This is a genomic window from Nostoc sp. (assembly GCF_036917235.1).
In the GTDB taxonomy this organism is placed as follows: Bacteria; Cyanobacteriota; Cyanobacteriia; order Cyanobacteriales; family Nostocaceae; genus Nostoc.
In genome coordinates, this window is the sequence record NZ_JBALDU010000033.1 from 35425 (window position 1) to 52378 (window position 16954).

Below are 16954 nucleotides of genomic sequence, written 5' to 3' on the forward strand. Positions count from 1 at the left end.
AACTGTATACAAATGTAAACAAGCTTGAGAGACAGAATATTTGTGCCCCTCAAACTTGTTTATGAAAATTAACTTAAAGTTAGAACAAAATGGATAACTCAAGAGCATTTTATTGCCGATTGAGTTTCAAAGATGCTTTTCGAGAGTGGAAGCTAATGTACTTTTAGGCACAGCGCCCACCACCATATCCACTTTTGCTCCACCCTTAAAAATCATTAATGTGGGAATGCTGCGGATGCCATACTGACTAGCAACTTGAGGATTTTCATCTGTGTTGACTTTGACGACCTTAATTTGACCTTTGTACTGTTCGGAGATTTCATCGACAACAGGAGCTACCATACGGCATGGTCCGCACCAGGGTGCCCAAAAGTCAACTAAAACAGGTACATCGCTGTCGAGTACTTCTTGCTTGAAACTAGAATCGGTAACTTGTGCGGCTGTTGACATGCCTAAAACCTTCGCCAATAATATCTGAGCTTGGTGAAAATTCTACCATAGCAAAAACCTCAGCTTGGGAGTGCGAGGATGTACATTTGCAAAGAAGCTCTAGAATTTATTTACAAACATAAGGAACCGCCCGAACAGTAGTCCGGGCGGAGTGTGGTGTGAGGAGTGAACGGAAACATGCGTCTCCGCTATCTCTATTGTAAGCGACATATCGGATTTTTCCAGCAATTGTTTAAGGGGCCAGAAAAATTTATTGAAGGATTATTGGGGATTAGGGATTAGGAATTAGGATTAAAATAACTCTTTTCTAGTACCCAGTCCCCAGTTCCCAGTCGCAAATTTTATTTCCCCATACCTAATTGTTGAGCTTTTTGGTAAACTTTGCCTTCGGTTAATAAAGAAGGTGCAATCACAACTTCCACCTGCTGCATTTCTTTAATATTTTTCGCTCCCAAAGTGCCCATACTGGTCTTTAAGGCTCCTAAAAGATTGTGAGTACCATCATCTAGTCCTGCTGGGCCAATGAGTATTTGCTCTAGGCTACCAGTCGTAGCAACGCGAATGCGGGTCCCACGGGGCAAGACTGGGCTAGGAGTCGCCATACCCCAATGATAACCTCTTCCAGGGGCTTCTGCGGCTCTCGCAAAGGGGGAGCCAATCATCACACCATCAGCACCACAGGCGATGCATTTGCAAATGTCGCCACCGGTGATTAAACCGCCATCAGCAATAATGGGGATATAGTTGCCAGTTTCGTTGTAGTAATCATCTCGTGCTGCGGCACAATCTGCGATCGCAGTTGCCTGTGGCACACCCACACCCAATACCCCACGAGAAGTACAAGCCGCACCCGGACCAATTCCCACCAGTACCCCAGCCGCCCCAGCTTTCAACAAATTCAACGTGACTTCGTAAGTCACGCAATTCCCCAACACCACGGGGATGGGCATGGAACGACAAAATTCTGCTAAATCGAGTGGTACTAAAGACTCTGGTGACAGATGTGCAGTAGAAACTACCGTAGCTTGGACAAAAAATAAATCTGCCCCAGCTTTGGCCACTGCCTCACCGTATTTACTTGCACCGGCTGGAGTCGCACTCACCGCTGCAATGCCACCTTGTTGTTTAATTTCCTGAATACGTTGTTCAATTAATTCCGGTTTTATTGGTTCGGCATAGAGTTCTTGCATTAGGGCAACAAATTCATCTTTCCCCACAGAGGCAATCCGATCTAATATTGGCTCTGGGTCAACATAGCGAGTTTGAATACCCTCTAAATTGAGGACACCTAATGCTCCTAACTGTGACAAACGTACAGCCATACGAACATCTACTACGCCATCCATAGCACTAGCAATTATCGGGATTTCTCGCTCAATATTGCCAATACGCCACTTAGTATCTGCCAAACTGGGGTCTAGTGTTCTATTACCAGGGGCTAGAGCAATTTCATCTATTCCGTAAGCTCTGCGAGCTGTTTTTCCCCGCCCAAGTTGAATTTCCACGCTTTAACTTTACTCAAATCTGTTTAAGCTAGGGTATCAAATTGTGGGGAAATTTGGGGTGTTTTTTTTCCCGAACCATATAAGTGACTAGTGACGGTTGTCATTAGTCATTTGGATTTTGACAGATTAAAAATCCAAAATTAGTTTGATTTACCGTTTATTTTTAGTGGCATCCACACCAGTGTAACCAGTTGCTAACCAAATTATCGCTCTAGCTCCATCACGAACAGATTTTTCGATAGATTCAGGGGGTTTTTCGGAAGGAACTGGCACTGGTTTTAAATAAATACCCCGACTACCCAAAATAATTTCGCCAATGACACAAGCCCGGCGCATATGGAAGTCTGAAGTAATCAAATAAACGCTCTTAATACCGCGAGCTTGCAAATCATCTACCAAAGTAGTAAAATTAGTAACTGTATCTACTGCTTCATAATCCAAGTGTAAACGTTGAGGATCAACACCAGCTTTGGTAAACACTCTTTGGGTGAATGTACGTGGACTGCCACCTGTAATCCAAATCGGTATATTTGGATGCTCGCGAACGAATTTTGCTGTAAATTTTTCTCGCTCTAAATGTCTCGTTGAACCACCTAACACTACAACTGCTTGCGGCTGCACAGATTGGTTTTGTACTTCTTTGTATCCCCACCACATAAATATTGGTAGGACAAAAGCCATAAAACGAAAAGATTTATTTGTAAAGAGTAGCTTATTCAAGGCTCAATAACTTAGATTTACTTAGTACACAATTTTCTCTGGCTATAAGAAAAAACAATTGATAGTAGAGTAGCAAACTTCCAAAGAATCTGCCCAAATTCTGCCCAAATATAAATTTGGTTGTTTTTTGTGTAACAGCGCGATTAAGCGTGCCTGGAGTTTTTCCTCTAATTGATGGATTATCCTAACCGATATCGGACGATTCATCAAAGGGTTCTAACCACTTTATATAGTAGTTCTCAATTGCACAGAATCAGCAGCCAGTCGGGTGGACGGATATCCCGACTTGGGCGAATAGGCGTACCACTATTAGGGGCACAGCAATGCTCTTACTATATTAATTGCTGTATATATGAATAGTCTGAAGATAACGGGACTGGTGCGACTTGAACGCACGACCTGACGCTTAGGAGGCGTCCGCTCTATCCAACTGAGCTACAACCCCAACTGCGAAGCATATATAATTATAGCAGTAGTTTTAGGGAGACTGCCAAAAATTATCCCAAGAGCCGCCGCCTACTTCTAAACCACAAAGAAAACTTTCGGCTTTTAGAATTATTTTAGATTTTCTCCCATTTAGTTCTCGTAACTCTAAATTTAGTTTTCCTTGCATGGTGTCCCGGCAACAGTATCTTAAACCTTCTGCTGTCGGCGCACGTAGGGGTGTACCAGATAAATCCGTAGTTCCTGTTAATTCAATTTCATAACTAGAGTTGCTAGCTTTCATTTGCCATCTGCCCCAAGGCTGAATTTCCCACTCTACTTGTGAATTCCAGGGAACAAATTCATAAAACTTGCCTTGATAGTGCAGTCCAATCATCGCTACAGATTCCATCCACCACAGCACACCCCGCCGCCCACCGCCAGCAGTTAATGCTAAGTCGGGTTCGCCCTCGAAGCAATTACAGTTTATCCAAAACCATTTTTGAGGAAAAGCACCACCCCAATTTTTCTCGCCGTAGGCTGGGGCGTTAGTGAATTCGTAAATTTTGCCATTCCAGTCAATCTTCCCACTGGCTAAACCGTGAGCCATCAAAATTTGCCATCCAGGTTCAAAAATCTGCAAGAATGACAGCCAACCTGCGGTTGATTGCTGAATGCTATTTTGATTGCCCCAACCGTATACTGGTTGAATTTCATACTGCCAACGGCAATAATTATTGGTGGCGCGTTCGCGAATTATTCCCTGATTCAAGGTGGCTGTAGCTTGATATCCTTCTTGGACATGATACTCAAACTCTGCTGGGAGTAAGTATAGGGGAGAAACTTGCAAATTATTTTTACCCCAATGACCTAAACCCAAAACATCCCGACTACCCCAAAATTTGTTGACATCAGGAAAAGTACGGCAGAGGTACTCATCATCTGGGCCGAGGATTTGGGCTGCACCGCCACTGTAAGGTTTACCGCCGATGGGATCTTCAATAGAGTACATAAAGGCGAATGTTTGCCCAATTTCCGGCAACGTGACGCGGTAATACCAGCCTTCAAAGAAGCGACGGCTACTGCCATCCCAGTGATAACCAGAATGGGGCGTTTGGGTTGATTGGAGAGGATTTATGGGAATAGTTAACATAGGTTTAGATAGTTGCCGATTTTTTCAGTATGCGCGATGTCTTTGATATCAATGATGCTTATGAAATTCTTGGGCTGAAACCCGGTGCGTCTCAAGCACAGGTGAAGCGAGCTTACCGTAAACTGGTGAAAATTTGGCATCCCGATCGCTTTGTCGATCAAAGGCAAAAACAGGAAGCTGAGGAAAAAATCAAATCAATCAACGCAGCTTACAACAGGCTCAAATCTGAAATTCCATCTGAGCCTCCTATTCCTGAAAATCCATCTTCATCTTCGCCTAAAAATCCCCCCAAAATATCTGTCAATCGTTGGGATGCAGAAACTTTCTATACTTTAGGAGTAGAAAATGCTACACAAGGAAGATATGAGGATGCGATCGCAGATTTTACCCACGCAATTCGTCTCAATCCTCACTATATTGACGCATATAAATATCGTGGGCTAGTTTGCTCACAATTGGGATACGAATATAGAGCCGCTTCAGATTTAAATAAAGCTGCACAAATAGAAGAAGAGTTAAGAAATCCGGGAAGTACGCGTAGATCGCGATCGCCTAGATATGTATCAAAACCTAGACCTCTGGTAGAAAGATTTTGTCAGAGGATAAAAACTTTACTGCGGCTAAATCGGCGTTGGAGATAAGGAGTGGATATAGTTTAAGACACTTGGGGCGGCTACACAGACCTAGAGTTACTCCAATACTTTGGATAACCATTCAGATTGGGTTACTCTGTCGCTTTCAGTCCTGATGGCAAAACTTTGGTTAGCGGTAGTCGAGATATGACCATCAAGCTTTGGCGATGCGATATCTAACGACAAATTAAAAATTTAGAGAATTGAAGCAAATTGCTAGATTTTTTGAGCAATCCATTAACTGACAGTTTAATAACATCCATCTTTGGGATACTCTTTCTCTTGATTAAGTATTAACTCTCTAAAGATTAAGTATTAACTCCCTGGAGATAGAGCCACTTGTTTGAGGGCAGAGGTTATTCTGAGATCACCAACAGTTGAGTAGCAAATAAGACTCAATATTTATCAGCAACATATATTTTTCAGTTAATTAAAACCTCTTGTTTTCACAAAGCTTTAGTTCGTCAATATCTTAATCTGAGGAGTTAAATCAACGGCTATGTCTATTCCTAATGAACGCGAAATCAAAAACAGTGAAGTCAAGCAAGAATCTTACACTGATATTAATGGTAATACTCACACTGACTTGACGCGAACCACTGAAACAGTCAAGAACAATACAGCTAATCCCAACTCTTACACTAACGGTTACGTACAAGGTCGAAATGTTGAGCGTAGCTACCAGCAAGCAGATTTAGCCCAGCGTGATGAAAACAATGCTAGTGGTGGTTTACTGTTGGGTATTATTATTACTTCCCTACTTGGTTTGGTAATAGGTGGGGTTTGGTACTTCAACCAACAGAATAACGCAGCAGTTAACAATGCTGTGCCGGTTGTGGTTCCTGTACCGAGTAAGAGTAATCCAACTCCCAGTGCATCTCCTCAACCACAAACGAAGATAATCGAAAGCATTAAGGAAGTCCCTGTACCTGTTGCTGTACCTGTTCCTGTTCCCCAACAGCAAGTTACACCTCCCTCTGCACCTCGCCAACCGGATATTAACATTACTATTCCCCCCCAGCAGCCTGCGGCAGAAAAAGCACCTTCTGTAACCCAGGCAGCCCCTAAAGCGACACAAAGTCCAGCGACGAGTCCAACTACCAATACTCCGGCTTCGCAGAACGATAGTTCTACTAATACTGTTGCTCCTGGTACGAAAAGTGACACTTCTAAAACCACTACACCTCAAGGAGTAGACCAGTCAAACAGTACATCTAATAGTAGTTCTTCTACCGCAGGCGGTTCTGGTCAATAAAAGCTTCTGAACTTTCAGCCCACTTGGTAATGTTGGCGTGAATGCCAATATTATCAAGTAGGACAATTTTTAAGCAATATTTCTGAATTGTTGCGATAAATTAATGGTATTCAAGTTTAGTAAAGGTGTCTTGTAGCTAAACAAACACAATGCTAGATTAAGACCAAGGTACAAACAGGTTAAAAGTTAAACAAAAACTTTCAAGTTAGAGCCTGTGCCTCGTGCTCTAATCTTCTCGCGATCGCTATGATTGGTTGTGACATCCGTTGAATGTGTTTTTGCCTTAAGTTCAATGAGTTGTTTTGGAGGTTTTAGAACGCACAACCAGAAAATGCCTGCCTAGTTGGAATGTAAGGATGTGCAATTCTGAGTAGAGCGATGTCTACGACGGGCTACGCCTACGCGAATACTGTCCACCAAATTTTAAGTTAGCCATTTTTGAATTCTCCAATCTTCAAGGAACCGCCCCAAGCTATTGAGATTTATCCATCGTAGCTTCAGGCGGTTTCTGCTTTGAGTGTTATGCATTTAAATTGCGATCGGTTAGCGCTATCATTAGTCATTTGTCATTTGTCCTTTGTCATTTATTTAGATTAATAACCAGTAACTAATGACTAATGACCAATTAAAGTAATTACAGTCACTTCAGGCGGACAAAATAACCGTCCTGGTTTATAAGTTCCTAGACCACGATTGACATATAGTTGATTTTCTTCCACCTTGTGAAACCCTTGCGCCCACTCCCAATATCGCACTACTTTCGAGCAGTCTCCTAAGAAAAATGTTACCCAACGCCGCAATTTTTTGGGAATTTGTTTGAGGAGCTTTTTATAATAGAGTACTAGAGGGCCAATGCCGGGAATGACGATGTGACCACCGTGGGTATGACCAGATAGTTGCAAATCTACGCGCCATTGTTGCAATATCTTGGCTGTATCTGGGTTATGAGATAAAACGATGCGCGGTGTAAGCGAGTCTAGTTGATTCATCACTGGTGCGGGGTAAAATTCCCGTGACCAATAATCAGCTAGTCCTACCAATGGTAATTCTTTTCCTAGTGGATAGGCGATTTCATTCCAAAGTACATGAACCCCAATGCTAGTTAAAGCTTGTGTAACTTCTACTTTGGAGTGGCTGTAATAGATATCGTGGTTCCCAAGTACGGCGTAGATACCACAACGACTTTGCAGATGCTTGAGTCGAAGCACCAATTGATGGATTGGTGTGGGATCGTCAGTTACGTAGTCACCAGTTAATAGAATTAAATCTGGTTCAGCTTCATTAGTAAGTGCGATCGCTTTTTCTAACATCTCTTCCGACAGTCGCAAACCATCATAGTGAAAATCTGATAACTGTACTAACGTTGTACCTTGTAAAGATGCAGGAAGTTCTGCAATCTTAACCGTTATTTTATCTACTCTTAAATGTCCTGTAAACAACCAATGCATAAGTTAACCGATACTCCTCATACCAGCGCTTACAGCTTACCAAAAATCAAAATGTAACTTGATAAAATGCAATAATTTATGTCATCTACCCCAGATACAATTAATTCATTGATTTAAATTCTGCGATGAAAGTAAGCAGGTTCTGACTAAGTTTGTAAGCACTCATTAGCCAGAATACCTGCTGTGATTGCGTTCTGTTATTTTGAATTTGAAATTATCTACTCACCTTGTAGAGTGATTATAGTAACTTCTGGAGGGCAAAATAAGCGTCCTGGGAGGTAAGTTCCCAAACCACGATTGACATATAGCTGATTTTTACCTAGCCGATGCAAACCCTGCGCCCATTCCCAATGCTTGACTACAGAAACATTTACTTCTAAAAATGGGAATCGACGCCTTACTTTTCTGGGTATTTTTTTTACAAGCTTTTCGTAAAACAACGCCGCAGGGCCAATTCCGGGAATCACGATTTGACCACCGTGAGTATGACCAGATAATTGTAAATCAACTCGCCATCTTTGTAATATCTCCGCAGTATCTGGGTTGTGGGATAAAACAATGCAGGGTGTGTCGGGGTTTAGCTGGTTCATAACTGTTGCGGGATGAAACTCCCGTGACCAATAATCAGCCAGTCCAACGAGTGGTAATTCTTTTCCTAGTGGATAGGCAATTTGGTTCCAAAGTACGTGAATTCCAATGCTAGTAAGGGCTTCTGTAACTTCTGCTTTTGCCTGTTTATATATATCGTGATTGCCAAGAATAGCATAGATACCACAGCGACTTTGCAGATGTTTGAGTCGAAGTACCAGTTGGTGAATTGGCGACGGATCGTCAGTTACGTAGTCACCAGTTAATAGAATTAAATCTGGTTTAGCTTCGTTAGTAACTGCGATCGCTTTTTCTAACATCTCTGCCGACAGCCGCAAACCATCGTAGTGAAAATCTGACAACTGCACCAGCTTTTTACCTTGTAACGATGCAGGCAACCCTGCAATGTTAACCGTCAATGCTTCTGTACTCAACGGCCCAGATAACAACCAATGCATAAAACGTTCAATAAAGCTCAATCATAGCGCTTACAGCTTAACTGAACATTGTTGGTTTGTGTGTAGCGACCAGTGCAACTTATTGAGAATTTTATGAAATCTATAGACTTAAACGTATTTATACTTAATAAAATCAAAAACAAATTTACTCCTAGATTATTTTGTCAAAAAATACTACTTAATACTAGAGTTAATGTGCGTAAGCGCAGCCCATCATACCCCTATGAGGAAGCAAGCTACGCGTAACGTCTGGCAAAGAAGATAGATATCACTTTCCAGATTTATGTATAATTTTGGATGCGACGTTTAACAACAAACTCAAAAATAGAGTTTCTTCGACTTTGCGCTATCGGTCTACGCACTTGCAATTTACTACTGTAAACGCCAAACTTGTTTTAGTCTATCAATTAGTTGTTCTTGCCGTTTATTGATAACTTCAGGTGTCCATTCCTTTTCCATCAGCACTTGCGTAGTTAGCGCAAAATTTTAAACACCTGTTTTCGTAGTGAAATACTTCTGCTTTTTCAGTTCAAAATCGTAGTTCTGGGCTTGACTATTTTTATAGGAGGAGAGCAAGACTAAATTTCCTATACGATTAACATATTGATCGCGTTCTTCCTGAGTGGCAAACCAATTTTCCCACACACTATTAGAAATGGGATTTTGCGGGAGTACATGCTCAATAGTAATGTTATGGAAGTGATACGAAGCTTTTCCTTCCGACAATGCAGTATCTAAGCGAATTAAAACATAAAGTCGAATTTTCTTCATTAAATAAAGGTCATCATTCAGGATATTGAGAATATATTGCTTTTCTTCCATTTTCAATTGCAACGGTGAATGAGATGCGTACAAATCTTCTCCAATCTCGATAGCATAGAGCAACTTGCTGTAACGTTCTATGCGTTCATTAATATTAGCCCGTTGAATCATTAAACCTGAAGCGAGGCGATCTAAATCTGTGAAAAACCTCACTAACAATTCAGGATTGCTGTAATTCCGAGCAAGGTAAAAAATAGCTGGAGGTATCCAGTCAGAATTATCAATAAGCTGTAACCAGCTAAAAAATTGGTTTACTTTTTCAGCTAAAATATCACTGTGATAAGCTTGATTATTAATGTCATAAAAAGCCTCACCGAAAGGAATCAGTGTTTTATCAATTAACTGCTGAGGATCGTGGATTGGTTTAATATCATTTAAGAATTCCTTAAGTATACTTTCACGGGGCTTGGATTTGACGTGAATCATTCTGATGTGAGAGAATAAGCTTTTGAATAGATCACGTCCCAGTTTCTCTTCTAACTCTTCCCATTTTGTAGTATATTTATCCTGTTGTTCAAGAGGAATTTTACCAATAATTTCAGCTTTTAATATATCAGCATGAGATAAATCCATTCCCCGATTATTAATTACAGAAAATATTCGATATGCAGAGTCAATATCTGGAGTAGAAACTACTACTAAAAAACATCGTTTAATGATGAATTGAGTTAGGCGTAAAAGCTGATTATTAGTAAATACCTGTAAGCGCTTTACAAATAAAAATGTATTTTCTTTTATGTTTTTACGACTATCTGATAGTTTAGCACTATGTAAATTTTTAAGTTTCTCAATTCCACCTTCATCCTGAATATATTCCTTAAAAAACTGTGCATCTCGCTCACGCAAATTCAAACGGTAAACGTTATCACTAGGATCAAAATCATCTTTTTCGTAAAGATATCTTGTTAATATATGTATGTGTTCTTTAGAAACGCATGTCCGTAAAGCAGCTAGTAGTATAGTAAGTGTAGTCAAACGCTGTTGACCATCCACAACTTGGGCATCTCGTTTATCTCCTTTTATGAGTACAATATTTCCTAAGAAATATGGGTTTATCTCATCAATTTTATCGTCACTGTCTCCCAAAGCAGTAATTAAATCTTCAAGCAGTTCTCCAGCTTGTTCAGTTGTCCATGCATAGGGACGCTGATATAGAGGAATAGTGAAGACAAAATCGTTGCTAAATACTTTAGAGATAGGATAATCAGTAGCTTGAATTTTAACCGCGCTCATATTTACCTACTTTAGTGGCGTAATAGACTGCACTTTACTAAAGTTAGTTTTCCCATTAAAAACAGCAATATTTCAAGGCGTTGTAATATTGATCAGTTTTTTAGGGCTTGAGGAAAATGAGCAATTGTCATTAGCGATCGCTAATCTTCTTATAAAATTTTTACCAATATCTGTCCCAAAATCGAGCCTAATACAGAAATTCCCCTCTAACCTGACGGTGTAGAGAGGTTAGAAGGAACGTCGTAATGCACTTAACAATGGAGGGAGCTTGGGGTTAGGTCTGTATTGGACTCTACTGAGAACCTCTATAATTACAAAATAGCGCCAGACTTATCACAGACTGGCGCTATTTTTTTAATTTAATTCACAGTTAAAAATAGTTAAATGAATTTGCTAAATCTTTGTCATTGATTTACCGCAATTTTTTATACAGCACTGCGGTTGGTTAATAAATTCCACAGGAAAACTGCGACAATCGCACCAAGTACAGCTACCGCAATACCTGGAATACTAAGACTAGGAGCGGCTAGAGATAGAGTGCCCGTACTGAAGAATACACCTAAACTACCGCCAACAAAAGCACCGATGATTCCTAATACAATTGTTCCTAGAATTCCGCCACCTTGATGACCGGGGTAGATAGCTTTTGCGATCGCACCAGCAATTAGACCTAAAACAATCCAAGCAAGAATATTCATTGTTGTTAAGTTGGTAAACGTTTTTGACTTACAAATACATATTAACGATCTTCATTTCTAACTTAATCTATCATCAGAATTAATTATGAATATCCATTAGGAATAGTTTAATTGCTATTATAGCGTTTCCTAAGCAACTGAGGTACACCCAAATCTTTGTGAGCAAGGTTAGTAGCTTTGAAAACGTACCTCAGCAGATCGGGAACCGCTATAAGCTTTTTGATAATATATTGCGGCTAACATCCAGCTTATGACAAGTCCGCTATGGATAGCTGTGACAGTTGCTCTCTTGCGATTTGCCAATGTTCTAAGCTGTCTGACAACTGCTATATGACCCATTTGAGGCAGATAGTCAATTAAAAAAAAGCTCCTAGTAGGTCTTTAACTAGGGGCTTATATAAACTATTGCTTGGTAATTGCAGTATATGCATTTTTAATTAGCTCTCTCCTCTACTATAAGAATTAAGCTGAGTTTTTAGGACTGTCTCTAAAGTAATGTAAAGGAAGCAAAATCAGATAATTGAGACGATCGTCTATCCCTACCAACCTCATATATGGCTTTTAATTTTTAATCGCTTATCCCACGATCGCTGCCAATGACTCGATGGCCGATCAATGGGAACAGTCTGCGGTAAGACCAATGCATACTTAGGAAAATCAGACTTACTAAAGTCAGCAGCATGACGCCCAGAATCGTTGTATATGACTTGGTGCGCCACCAAAATCCATTTGCACCTAGTCGCATAAGCTTCCATAAGCTAGCTATATCGACGCTTTCGGAATCGTGAATGGTGATTGCTAAGGATGCAGAAGTGTTTTGTCGTGCAATTGTCATTTTAATTACTCCTTTAAACCCAAATGCTAAGGCATTTAATCTTAAACTACGGCAATGCGATAGATTTAGTGTTATTTATGTTTAATATCTCATAGCTTGATGCAAGAAGCAAGTTTTAAGGGGATTATGAATCGGGAATTGGGCATTAGTATTAAAAATTAGGTATTTACTAGATTGAAAACTATTCTCTAGTCCGAGTCCCTACTCCCAGTCCCCAATTCCCAGTTAAAATGCCTAATCAAATTTGGTTATCACAGTTGCAAAAACATCGAGCGATCGCAGTCATCCGCGCCCCCCAAATGGAATTGGGACAGCAAATGGCAATGGCTGTAGCATCTGGGGGAATGCAGCTAATTGAGATTACCTGGAATAGCGATCGCGCTGGGGAATTAATCAGTCAACTACGTTCGGAATTACCAGCCTGTATCATTGGTACTGGTACGCTATTCAATGTGCAGCAGCTAGAAGAAGCGATCGCATCTGGGGCGCAATTCCTCTTTACACCCCATGTTGATTCGGCAATGATTCGAGCAGCACAAGAAAAAAATGTGCCGATCATACCAGGAGCTATGACTCCTACAGAAATTGTTACCGCTTGGAGTCAGGGCGCTAGTTGTGTAAAAGTGTTTCCGGTGCAGGCAGTGGGAGGGACTAACTATATCAAAAGTTTGCAAGGGCCGCTGGGTGAGATTCCCTTAATTCCTACTGGCGGCGTGACTCTAGAAAATGCCAAAGAATTTTTGCAAGCTGGAGCGATCGCTGTCGGTTTGAGCGGGGAATTATTTCCCCAAAAGCTTGTCATAGAGAGAAATTGGTCAGCGATCGCAACTCAGGCAAAAAACCTAATGCAACAGTTAGGTTAACTTAGAATCAAATCATCAAACATTCACGTCTATTAAAGTAATAGATATGGAAATAAAGGTGAAACCTGATAAGTTTCTCAAGACCCCATGATTTGAGTGTGAGTGTATCTAAAATGAAAAGACAAATTTCTCCTGACTGGGTGCGTCGCTTACAAATAATCCTCACTGGTACAGTACTGTCCCTAAGTGTTTTTACTACTACTGGAACCAGTGAAGTTTGGGCGAATTCCAAAACTCAAGTAATTGCACAAAAAATCCAGACATTACAACAATCAAATCAGCGCTGGATTCAAATTGATCTTTCCAAGCAAAGATTAATAGCTTGGCAAGGTGACAAAGTTGTTTATGGAAGTGCTATTTCCTCTGGCAAAAAAGCCACTCCTACTCTTGTCGGTACTTTTAAGGTTCAATCCAAGTTTAAAACTACGCGGATGCAGGGAGAAAACTACAACGTTCCCAACGTTCCTTATGCGATGTTTTACCAAGGTAATTACGCTATTCACGGAGCTTACTGGCATAAGAAATTTGGCACTCCAGTGAGCCACGGTTGTGTGAATATCGCACCTAAACATGCAAAATGGCTATTCGAGTGGGCATCGGTAGGGACACCAATAGTTATTCATAAATAGTAGGTGAAGTAGCCAAAAGGCAATTTAGGTAAAATTATAAATAACAACAAATCAAGACAATTAAGTGATTCCCAGCATAAAATATTGCTGGGAATCTTCGGAGTCGGAATTACTGAATTTGAAATAAAATTTAGAAAAGGGCATTTAACGATTTGCCCAAAAAATAAGCGGGAATCCTGACAATTCCTCTATGAAATTACAAATGCAAACATAAATTTGGGGAAAGTTTATATTTAAGCATTTAAATGACAGATTTTTGTAAAGATTGTCCTTTGTAATTAGTCATTGGTCATTAGTCATCATTGAACCAAGAATAAATGACAAGTGACAAATAAAAGATGAACTGCGTAAATCCTGCACAGAAAGCAAGTAATTTTCTGGAAAACTACAAATTTCCAGAAAATTACTTCACTTGATGATTTTTACGTAGTTTAGAAGGTGAGGCATAATGCAATCCTGGATTCGCAGTAATGGAATTCGTTCTTCAGGAACTTTTTGTTCAGGCGTGGCGCTGATGGTGGTGACTTTATTCTCTTGGTCATCGCCGTTAACAGGTACACCCAACTCGACTACAGCAACAGCCACGTCAGTCGATGAAAACAGCATCACTGTATCTAATAATATTAGCCAACCTCGCTGGATTGAAATTGATTTGTCAGAGCAACGTTTACGTGCATGGGAAGGTAATAAACTTGTTCATTCATATCGCATTTCTGGAGGTAAGCGAGCGACTCCTACACCCATAGGTAGGTTTCGGATTAATTCTAAGTATCGTATTAACAGAATGCGAGGCAGAGGCTACAACATTCCTGACGTTCCTTACACAATGTATTTTTACAGAGGGTATGCCATTCACGGCGCTTATTGGCATAATCGTTTTGGGACTCCAGTCAGTCACGGTTGCGTAAATTTACCTGTTAAGCAAGCTCGTAATCTTTACAACTGGGCTTCAACAGGAACTTTAGTAGTGGTGCGGAAATAATTCGTAATTTAAGAGTTGCAATTCTTCCTTTGATGTATAGACGGGTGTGTTCATGGAGTTAAGCACCTGTCTATACATCTTGCTAGAGTGACCTAAACAGTAAAATTCCCAACAGCTTCTGTTTGAGGATAAACTGCTTGTACTTGGGCAAGATTAGTACCAGTTTTTAAGTGCATCACAGGAATCAGCATAATTTTGGCAAAATTCGCGCAGCTTTTCCCGACTAATAATGTGCATTATATTTAACTCAACTGTGCCACAAGTTGATTCTCCAAAAGTGTGTCATTAGTTAACAAGTCTTCAACGGTAATTCGCAAAAAGCGTTGTTCATCAACTTGAAAGAGAATTTTTATGCGATCGCTTCCAGGATATCCGGCTGGTGTCAGTTGGGCAATTGTCTTCGCACCTTCTCGATCGTTGAGGGGTTTGACGCTGGTTTCACTATTGTCCATACGGCGAGTAATTAAGCGATCGCCATCAAAATAAACTTCAGTACTACCTGTATCTGCTCCCAATTCTCCCATAATTAGTTCAATACTGGGCTGATTTTCTACAGAAGCGCCTAAGACTAATTCCACTGCTTGACTCATTGGGTATGCCTGTCCAGCTTTAATTAAAGAATGCCATTTGTGACGCTGGTTGCGGCGATCCCAGTAGCGGATACCATAACTATGGTAAAGAAAGTCTTTGATTTGTATCCCTTGTGCTAACTGTAATGCACCTTGAGCGATCGCTTCAAATGGACGTTCGCAACGGATTTTTTCTGGCTCAAAATACTGTTTGATCCATGTCTGCACTGCTGGCAATTGCACTGTTCCACCAACTAACAAAACTGCATTAATATCTGGAAGTTCTATCCCTTGCCGTTTTGCTTGCTGCAACAGTGTCGTCATTGATTCATCGAGTAACTCAAAAAATGCGTGTTCTTTGAGGATATTTTCAAAAGTATCGCGGTTTAGTTCCAGTTCATAACTTTCAAATGTCTCATCATCAAAATAAACTTCACTAGCTTGGTTTTGGGTTGATAGCTGAATTTTTACCCGTTCTGCCAATCGTGTTGTCAAGGGACTTACCGCCAACTCTTGAGTTTTGGCAAAGTAATCTACTAACCAGTTATCAATATCAGTACCGCCCAGATTTTGCCCAGCTTTCGCCAAGACACGGGCAGTTTTAACTTTTTGTTTTGAATCTTCAGCTAAGGACTTATTACCCCACTTGAGGATAAATCCCAGCGGTTTGGTTGTTGCTTGCACACCTCGATCCAACCGGACAAGGGACAAATCTAAAGTACCGCCACCAAAGTCAATCACCAAGAGAATTTCTTGATCTGCCAAGCCATAACCCAAGGCGGCGGCTGTGGGTTCATCCAGCATTCGCACTTGTTCGACGGGGAGAGCTTGACAAACTTTCCCCAACCAGTGACGATAGGCTTCAAAACTGTCTACAGGTACGGTTAAGACTAGAGAATCTAAGCCACCTTCCAGAGGCGCTAGTTGTTCAATTACTTTGGTGAGGAACCATTGCCCTACTTGTTCAAAGGTGACAATTTGCCCATCTAGTTCGGGTAAAAAACCTTGAATATCTGCACCAATACCGCGTTTGAAGCTGCGGAAAAATCGCGTTTCGCCTTTGAGGTCAAGACCGCGATCGCGTACTTGTTGCCCGACTAAGACTTGATTTTGACTTGCGTCTTCCACATAAACCAAGCTGGGAATCAGTGGCGGATTGAGACTTTGTTTAATTGATAAGCCTGGTAGAGTCAGGGTTTCTGGCTGTTGGGTTACAGGGTTCCAACGAGCAATCACTGTGTTGCTAGTACCAAAATCGATTGCGATCGCCATATTTTATATTTATTCTCTCGCACGAAGATGCCAAAGCTGCTTTCTTTGTGATTATTCTCTATAAGTTATCAAGAATGCAAATGCGCCCAGATGCTTACTTCTTTGTATCCCAACCCAGATATCGATTCAGTCTGTAAGTCTACTGCGATTGGGCAACCGTCTGCTAAGGTCATTACCAATTGAGTGATAGGCAATTTTTGGCATAAAATAGGGGAGCTAACCTCAGTAGAGGTCAGATCCCCAGAGCTAAGACAGCTTACTTCTTCTTCTTAGGTTTAGGTGCCCGCTGTGAGAGAGCGGAACCCGCGACGGACTTGCTATCTTTGCTAGTCCTGCCATCACGAAGTATTTTTGAGGCTGTTTTAGCCACTTCAGCGCTTGTTTTGCGTTGTGGCATATTATTTACCTTTTTTATTGAC

At 40.9% G+C, this 16954-nt stretch carries 16 protein-coding genes and 1 tRNA gene; 6 read left to right on the forward strand and 11 right to left on the reverse strand.

The features are described from left to right. Positions 1-126 precede the first annotated feature (126 nt). The 5 genes from trxA to V7K44_RS10385 form a co-directional block, all read right to left on the reverse strand. A complete protein-coding gene (trxA, locus tag V7K44_RS10365; protein WP_334931159.1) occupies positions 127-450 on the reverse strand; it encodes a thioredoxin in 324 nt (107 codons plus the stop codon). Between the two features lie 341 nt (positions 451-791). Then, on the reverse strand, positions 792-1955 hold the full coding sequence (locus tag V7K44_RS10370; RefSeq protein WP_334931161.1) for a GuaB3 family IMP dehydrogenase-related protein: 1164 nt from the start codon (positions 1953-1955) through the stop codon (positions 792-794). A 150-nt stretch (positions 1956-2105) separates the two neighbouring features. Further along, positions 2106-2636 (reverse strand): YdcF family protein, encoded by a 531-nt coding sequence (locus V7K44_RS10375; RefSeq protein WP_334931163.1) that lies wholly within the window; start codon positions 2634-2636, stop codon positions 2106-2108. A 410-nt stretch (positions 2637-3046) separates the two neighbouring features. Then, positions 3047-3120 (reverse strand) — tRNA-Arg (locus V7K44_RS10380). Positions 3121-3153: 33 nt separating this feature from the next. Next, the gene (locus tag V7K44_RS10385; protein ID WP_334931165.1) at positions 3154-4251 is read right to left on the reverse strand and encodes a tocopherol cyclase family protein; all 1098 of its coding nucleotides are present in this window, start codon (positions 4249-4251) and stop codon (positions 3154-3156) included. Between the two features lie 29 nt (positions 4252-4280). Between V7K44_RS10385 and V7K44_RS10390 the strand changes: the two genes are divergently transcribed. The 3 genes from V7K44_RS10390 (at position 4281) to V7K44_RS10400 (ending at position 6138) form a co-directional block, all read left to right on the forward strand. After that, positions 4281-4892: a J domain-containing protein gene (locus V7K44_RS10390; RefSeq protein WP_334931167.1), complete on the forward strand. Its 612-nt coding sequence runs from the start codon at positions 4281-4283 to the stop codon at positions 4890-4892. A 117-nt stretch (positions 4893-5009) separates the two neighbouring features. Further along, positions 5010-5063 (forward strand): hypothetical protein, encoded by a 54-nt coding sequence (locus V7K44_RS10395; RefSeq protein WP_334931466.1) that lies wholly within the window; start codon positions 5010-5012, stop codon positions 5061-5063. A 319-nt stretch (positions 5064-5382) separates the two neighbouring features. Beyond that, complete coding sequence (locus tag V7K44_RS10400) at positions 5383-6138, forward strand: hypothetical protein (protein WP_334931169.1); 756 nt, start codon at positions 5383-5385, stop codon at positions 6136-6138. Positions 6139-6752: 614 nt separating this feature from the next. Here V7K44_RS10400 and V7K44_RS10405 read toward each other — a convergent pair. The 5 genes from V7K44_RS10405 to V7K44_RS10425 all read right to left on the reverse strand — a co-directional run bounded on the left by V7K44_RS10405 (position 6753) and on the right by V7K44_RS10425 (position 12220). Continuing rightward, positions 6753-7586 carry a metallophosphoesterase gene (locus tag V7K44_RS10405; protein WP_334931171.1) on the reverse strand — a complete coding sequence of 278 codons (834 nt, stop codon included), beginning with the start codon at positions 7584-7586 and terminating at the stop codon, positions 6753-6755. A 218-nt stretch (positions 7587-7804) separates the two neighbouring features. After that, the gene (locus V7K44_RS10410) at positions 7805-8632 is read right to left on the reverse strand and encodes a metallophosphoesterase (protein WP_334931173.1); all 828 of its coding nucleotides are present in this window, start codon (positions 8630-8632) and stop codon (positions 7805-7807) included. 486 nt (positions 8633-9118) lie between these two features. Next, positions 9119-10687 (reverse strand): DUF262 domain-containing protein, encoded by a 1569-nt coding sequence (locus tag V7K44_RS10415; RefSeq protein ID WP_334931175.1) that lies wholly within the window; start codon positions 10685-10687, stop codon positions 9119-9121. A 425-nt stretch (positions 10688-11112) separates the two neighbouring features. Beyond that, on the reverse strand, positions 11113-11385 hold the full coding sequence (locus V7K44_RS10420) for a GlsB/YeaQ/YmgE family stress response membrane protein (protein WP_094348080.1): 273 nt from the start codon (positions 11383-11385) through the stop codon (positions 11113-11115). A 568-nt stretch (positions 11386-11953) separates the two neighbouring features. Further along, positions 11954-12220, reverse strand: coding sequence for a hypothetical protein (locus V7K44_RS10425; protein ID WP_334931177.1), 267 nt, complete (start codon positions 12218-12220; stop codon positions 11954-11956). 230 nt (positions 12221-12450) lie between these two features. Between V7K44_RS10425 and V7K44_RS10430 the strand changes: the two genes are divergently transcribed. The 3 genes from V7K44_RS10430 to V7K44_RS10440 all read left to right on the forward strand — a co-directional run bounded on the left by V7K44_RS10430 (position 12451) and on the right by V7K44_RS10440 (position 14694). After that, a complete protein-coding gene (locus V7K44_RS10430) occupies positions 12451-13083 on the forward strand; it encodes a bifunctional 4-hydroxy-2-oxoglutarate aldolase/2-dehydro-3-deoxy-phosphogluconate aldolase (RefSeq protein ID WP_334931179.1) in 633 nt (210 codons plus the stop codon). Positions 13084-13196: 113 nt separating this feature from the next. Further along, entirely contained in the window at positions 13197-13712 is a 516-nt protein-coding gene (locus tag V7K44_RS10435; RefSeq protein WP_334931181.1) for a L,D-transpeptidase, read from the forward strand. 448 nt (positions 13713-14160) lie between these two features. Further along, the gene (locus V7K44_RS10440; RefSeq protein WP_334931183.1) at positions 14161-14694 is read left to right on the forward strand and encodes a L,D-transpeptidase; all 534 of its coding nucleotides are present in this window, start codon (positions 14161-14163) and stop codon (positions 14692-14694) included. 242 nt (positions 14695-14936) lie between these two features. Here V7K44_RS10440 and V7K44_RS10445 read toward each other — a convergent pair whose 3' ends face one another. Beyond that, positions 14937-16535 carry an Hsp70 family protein gene (locus tag V7K44_RS10445; protein WP_334931185.1) on the reverse strand — a complete coding sequence of 533 codons (1599 nt, stop codon included), beginning with the start codon at positions 16533-16535 and terminating at the stop codon, positions 14937-14939. Between the last annotated feature and the right edge of the window lie 419 nt (positions 16536-16954).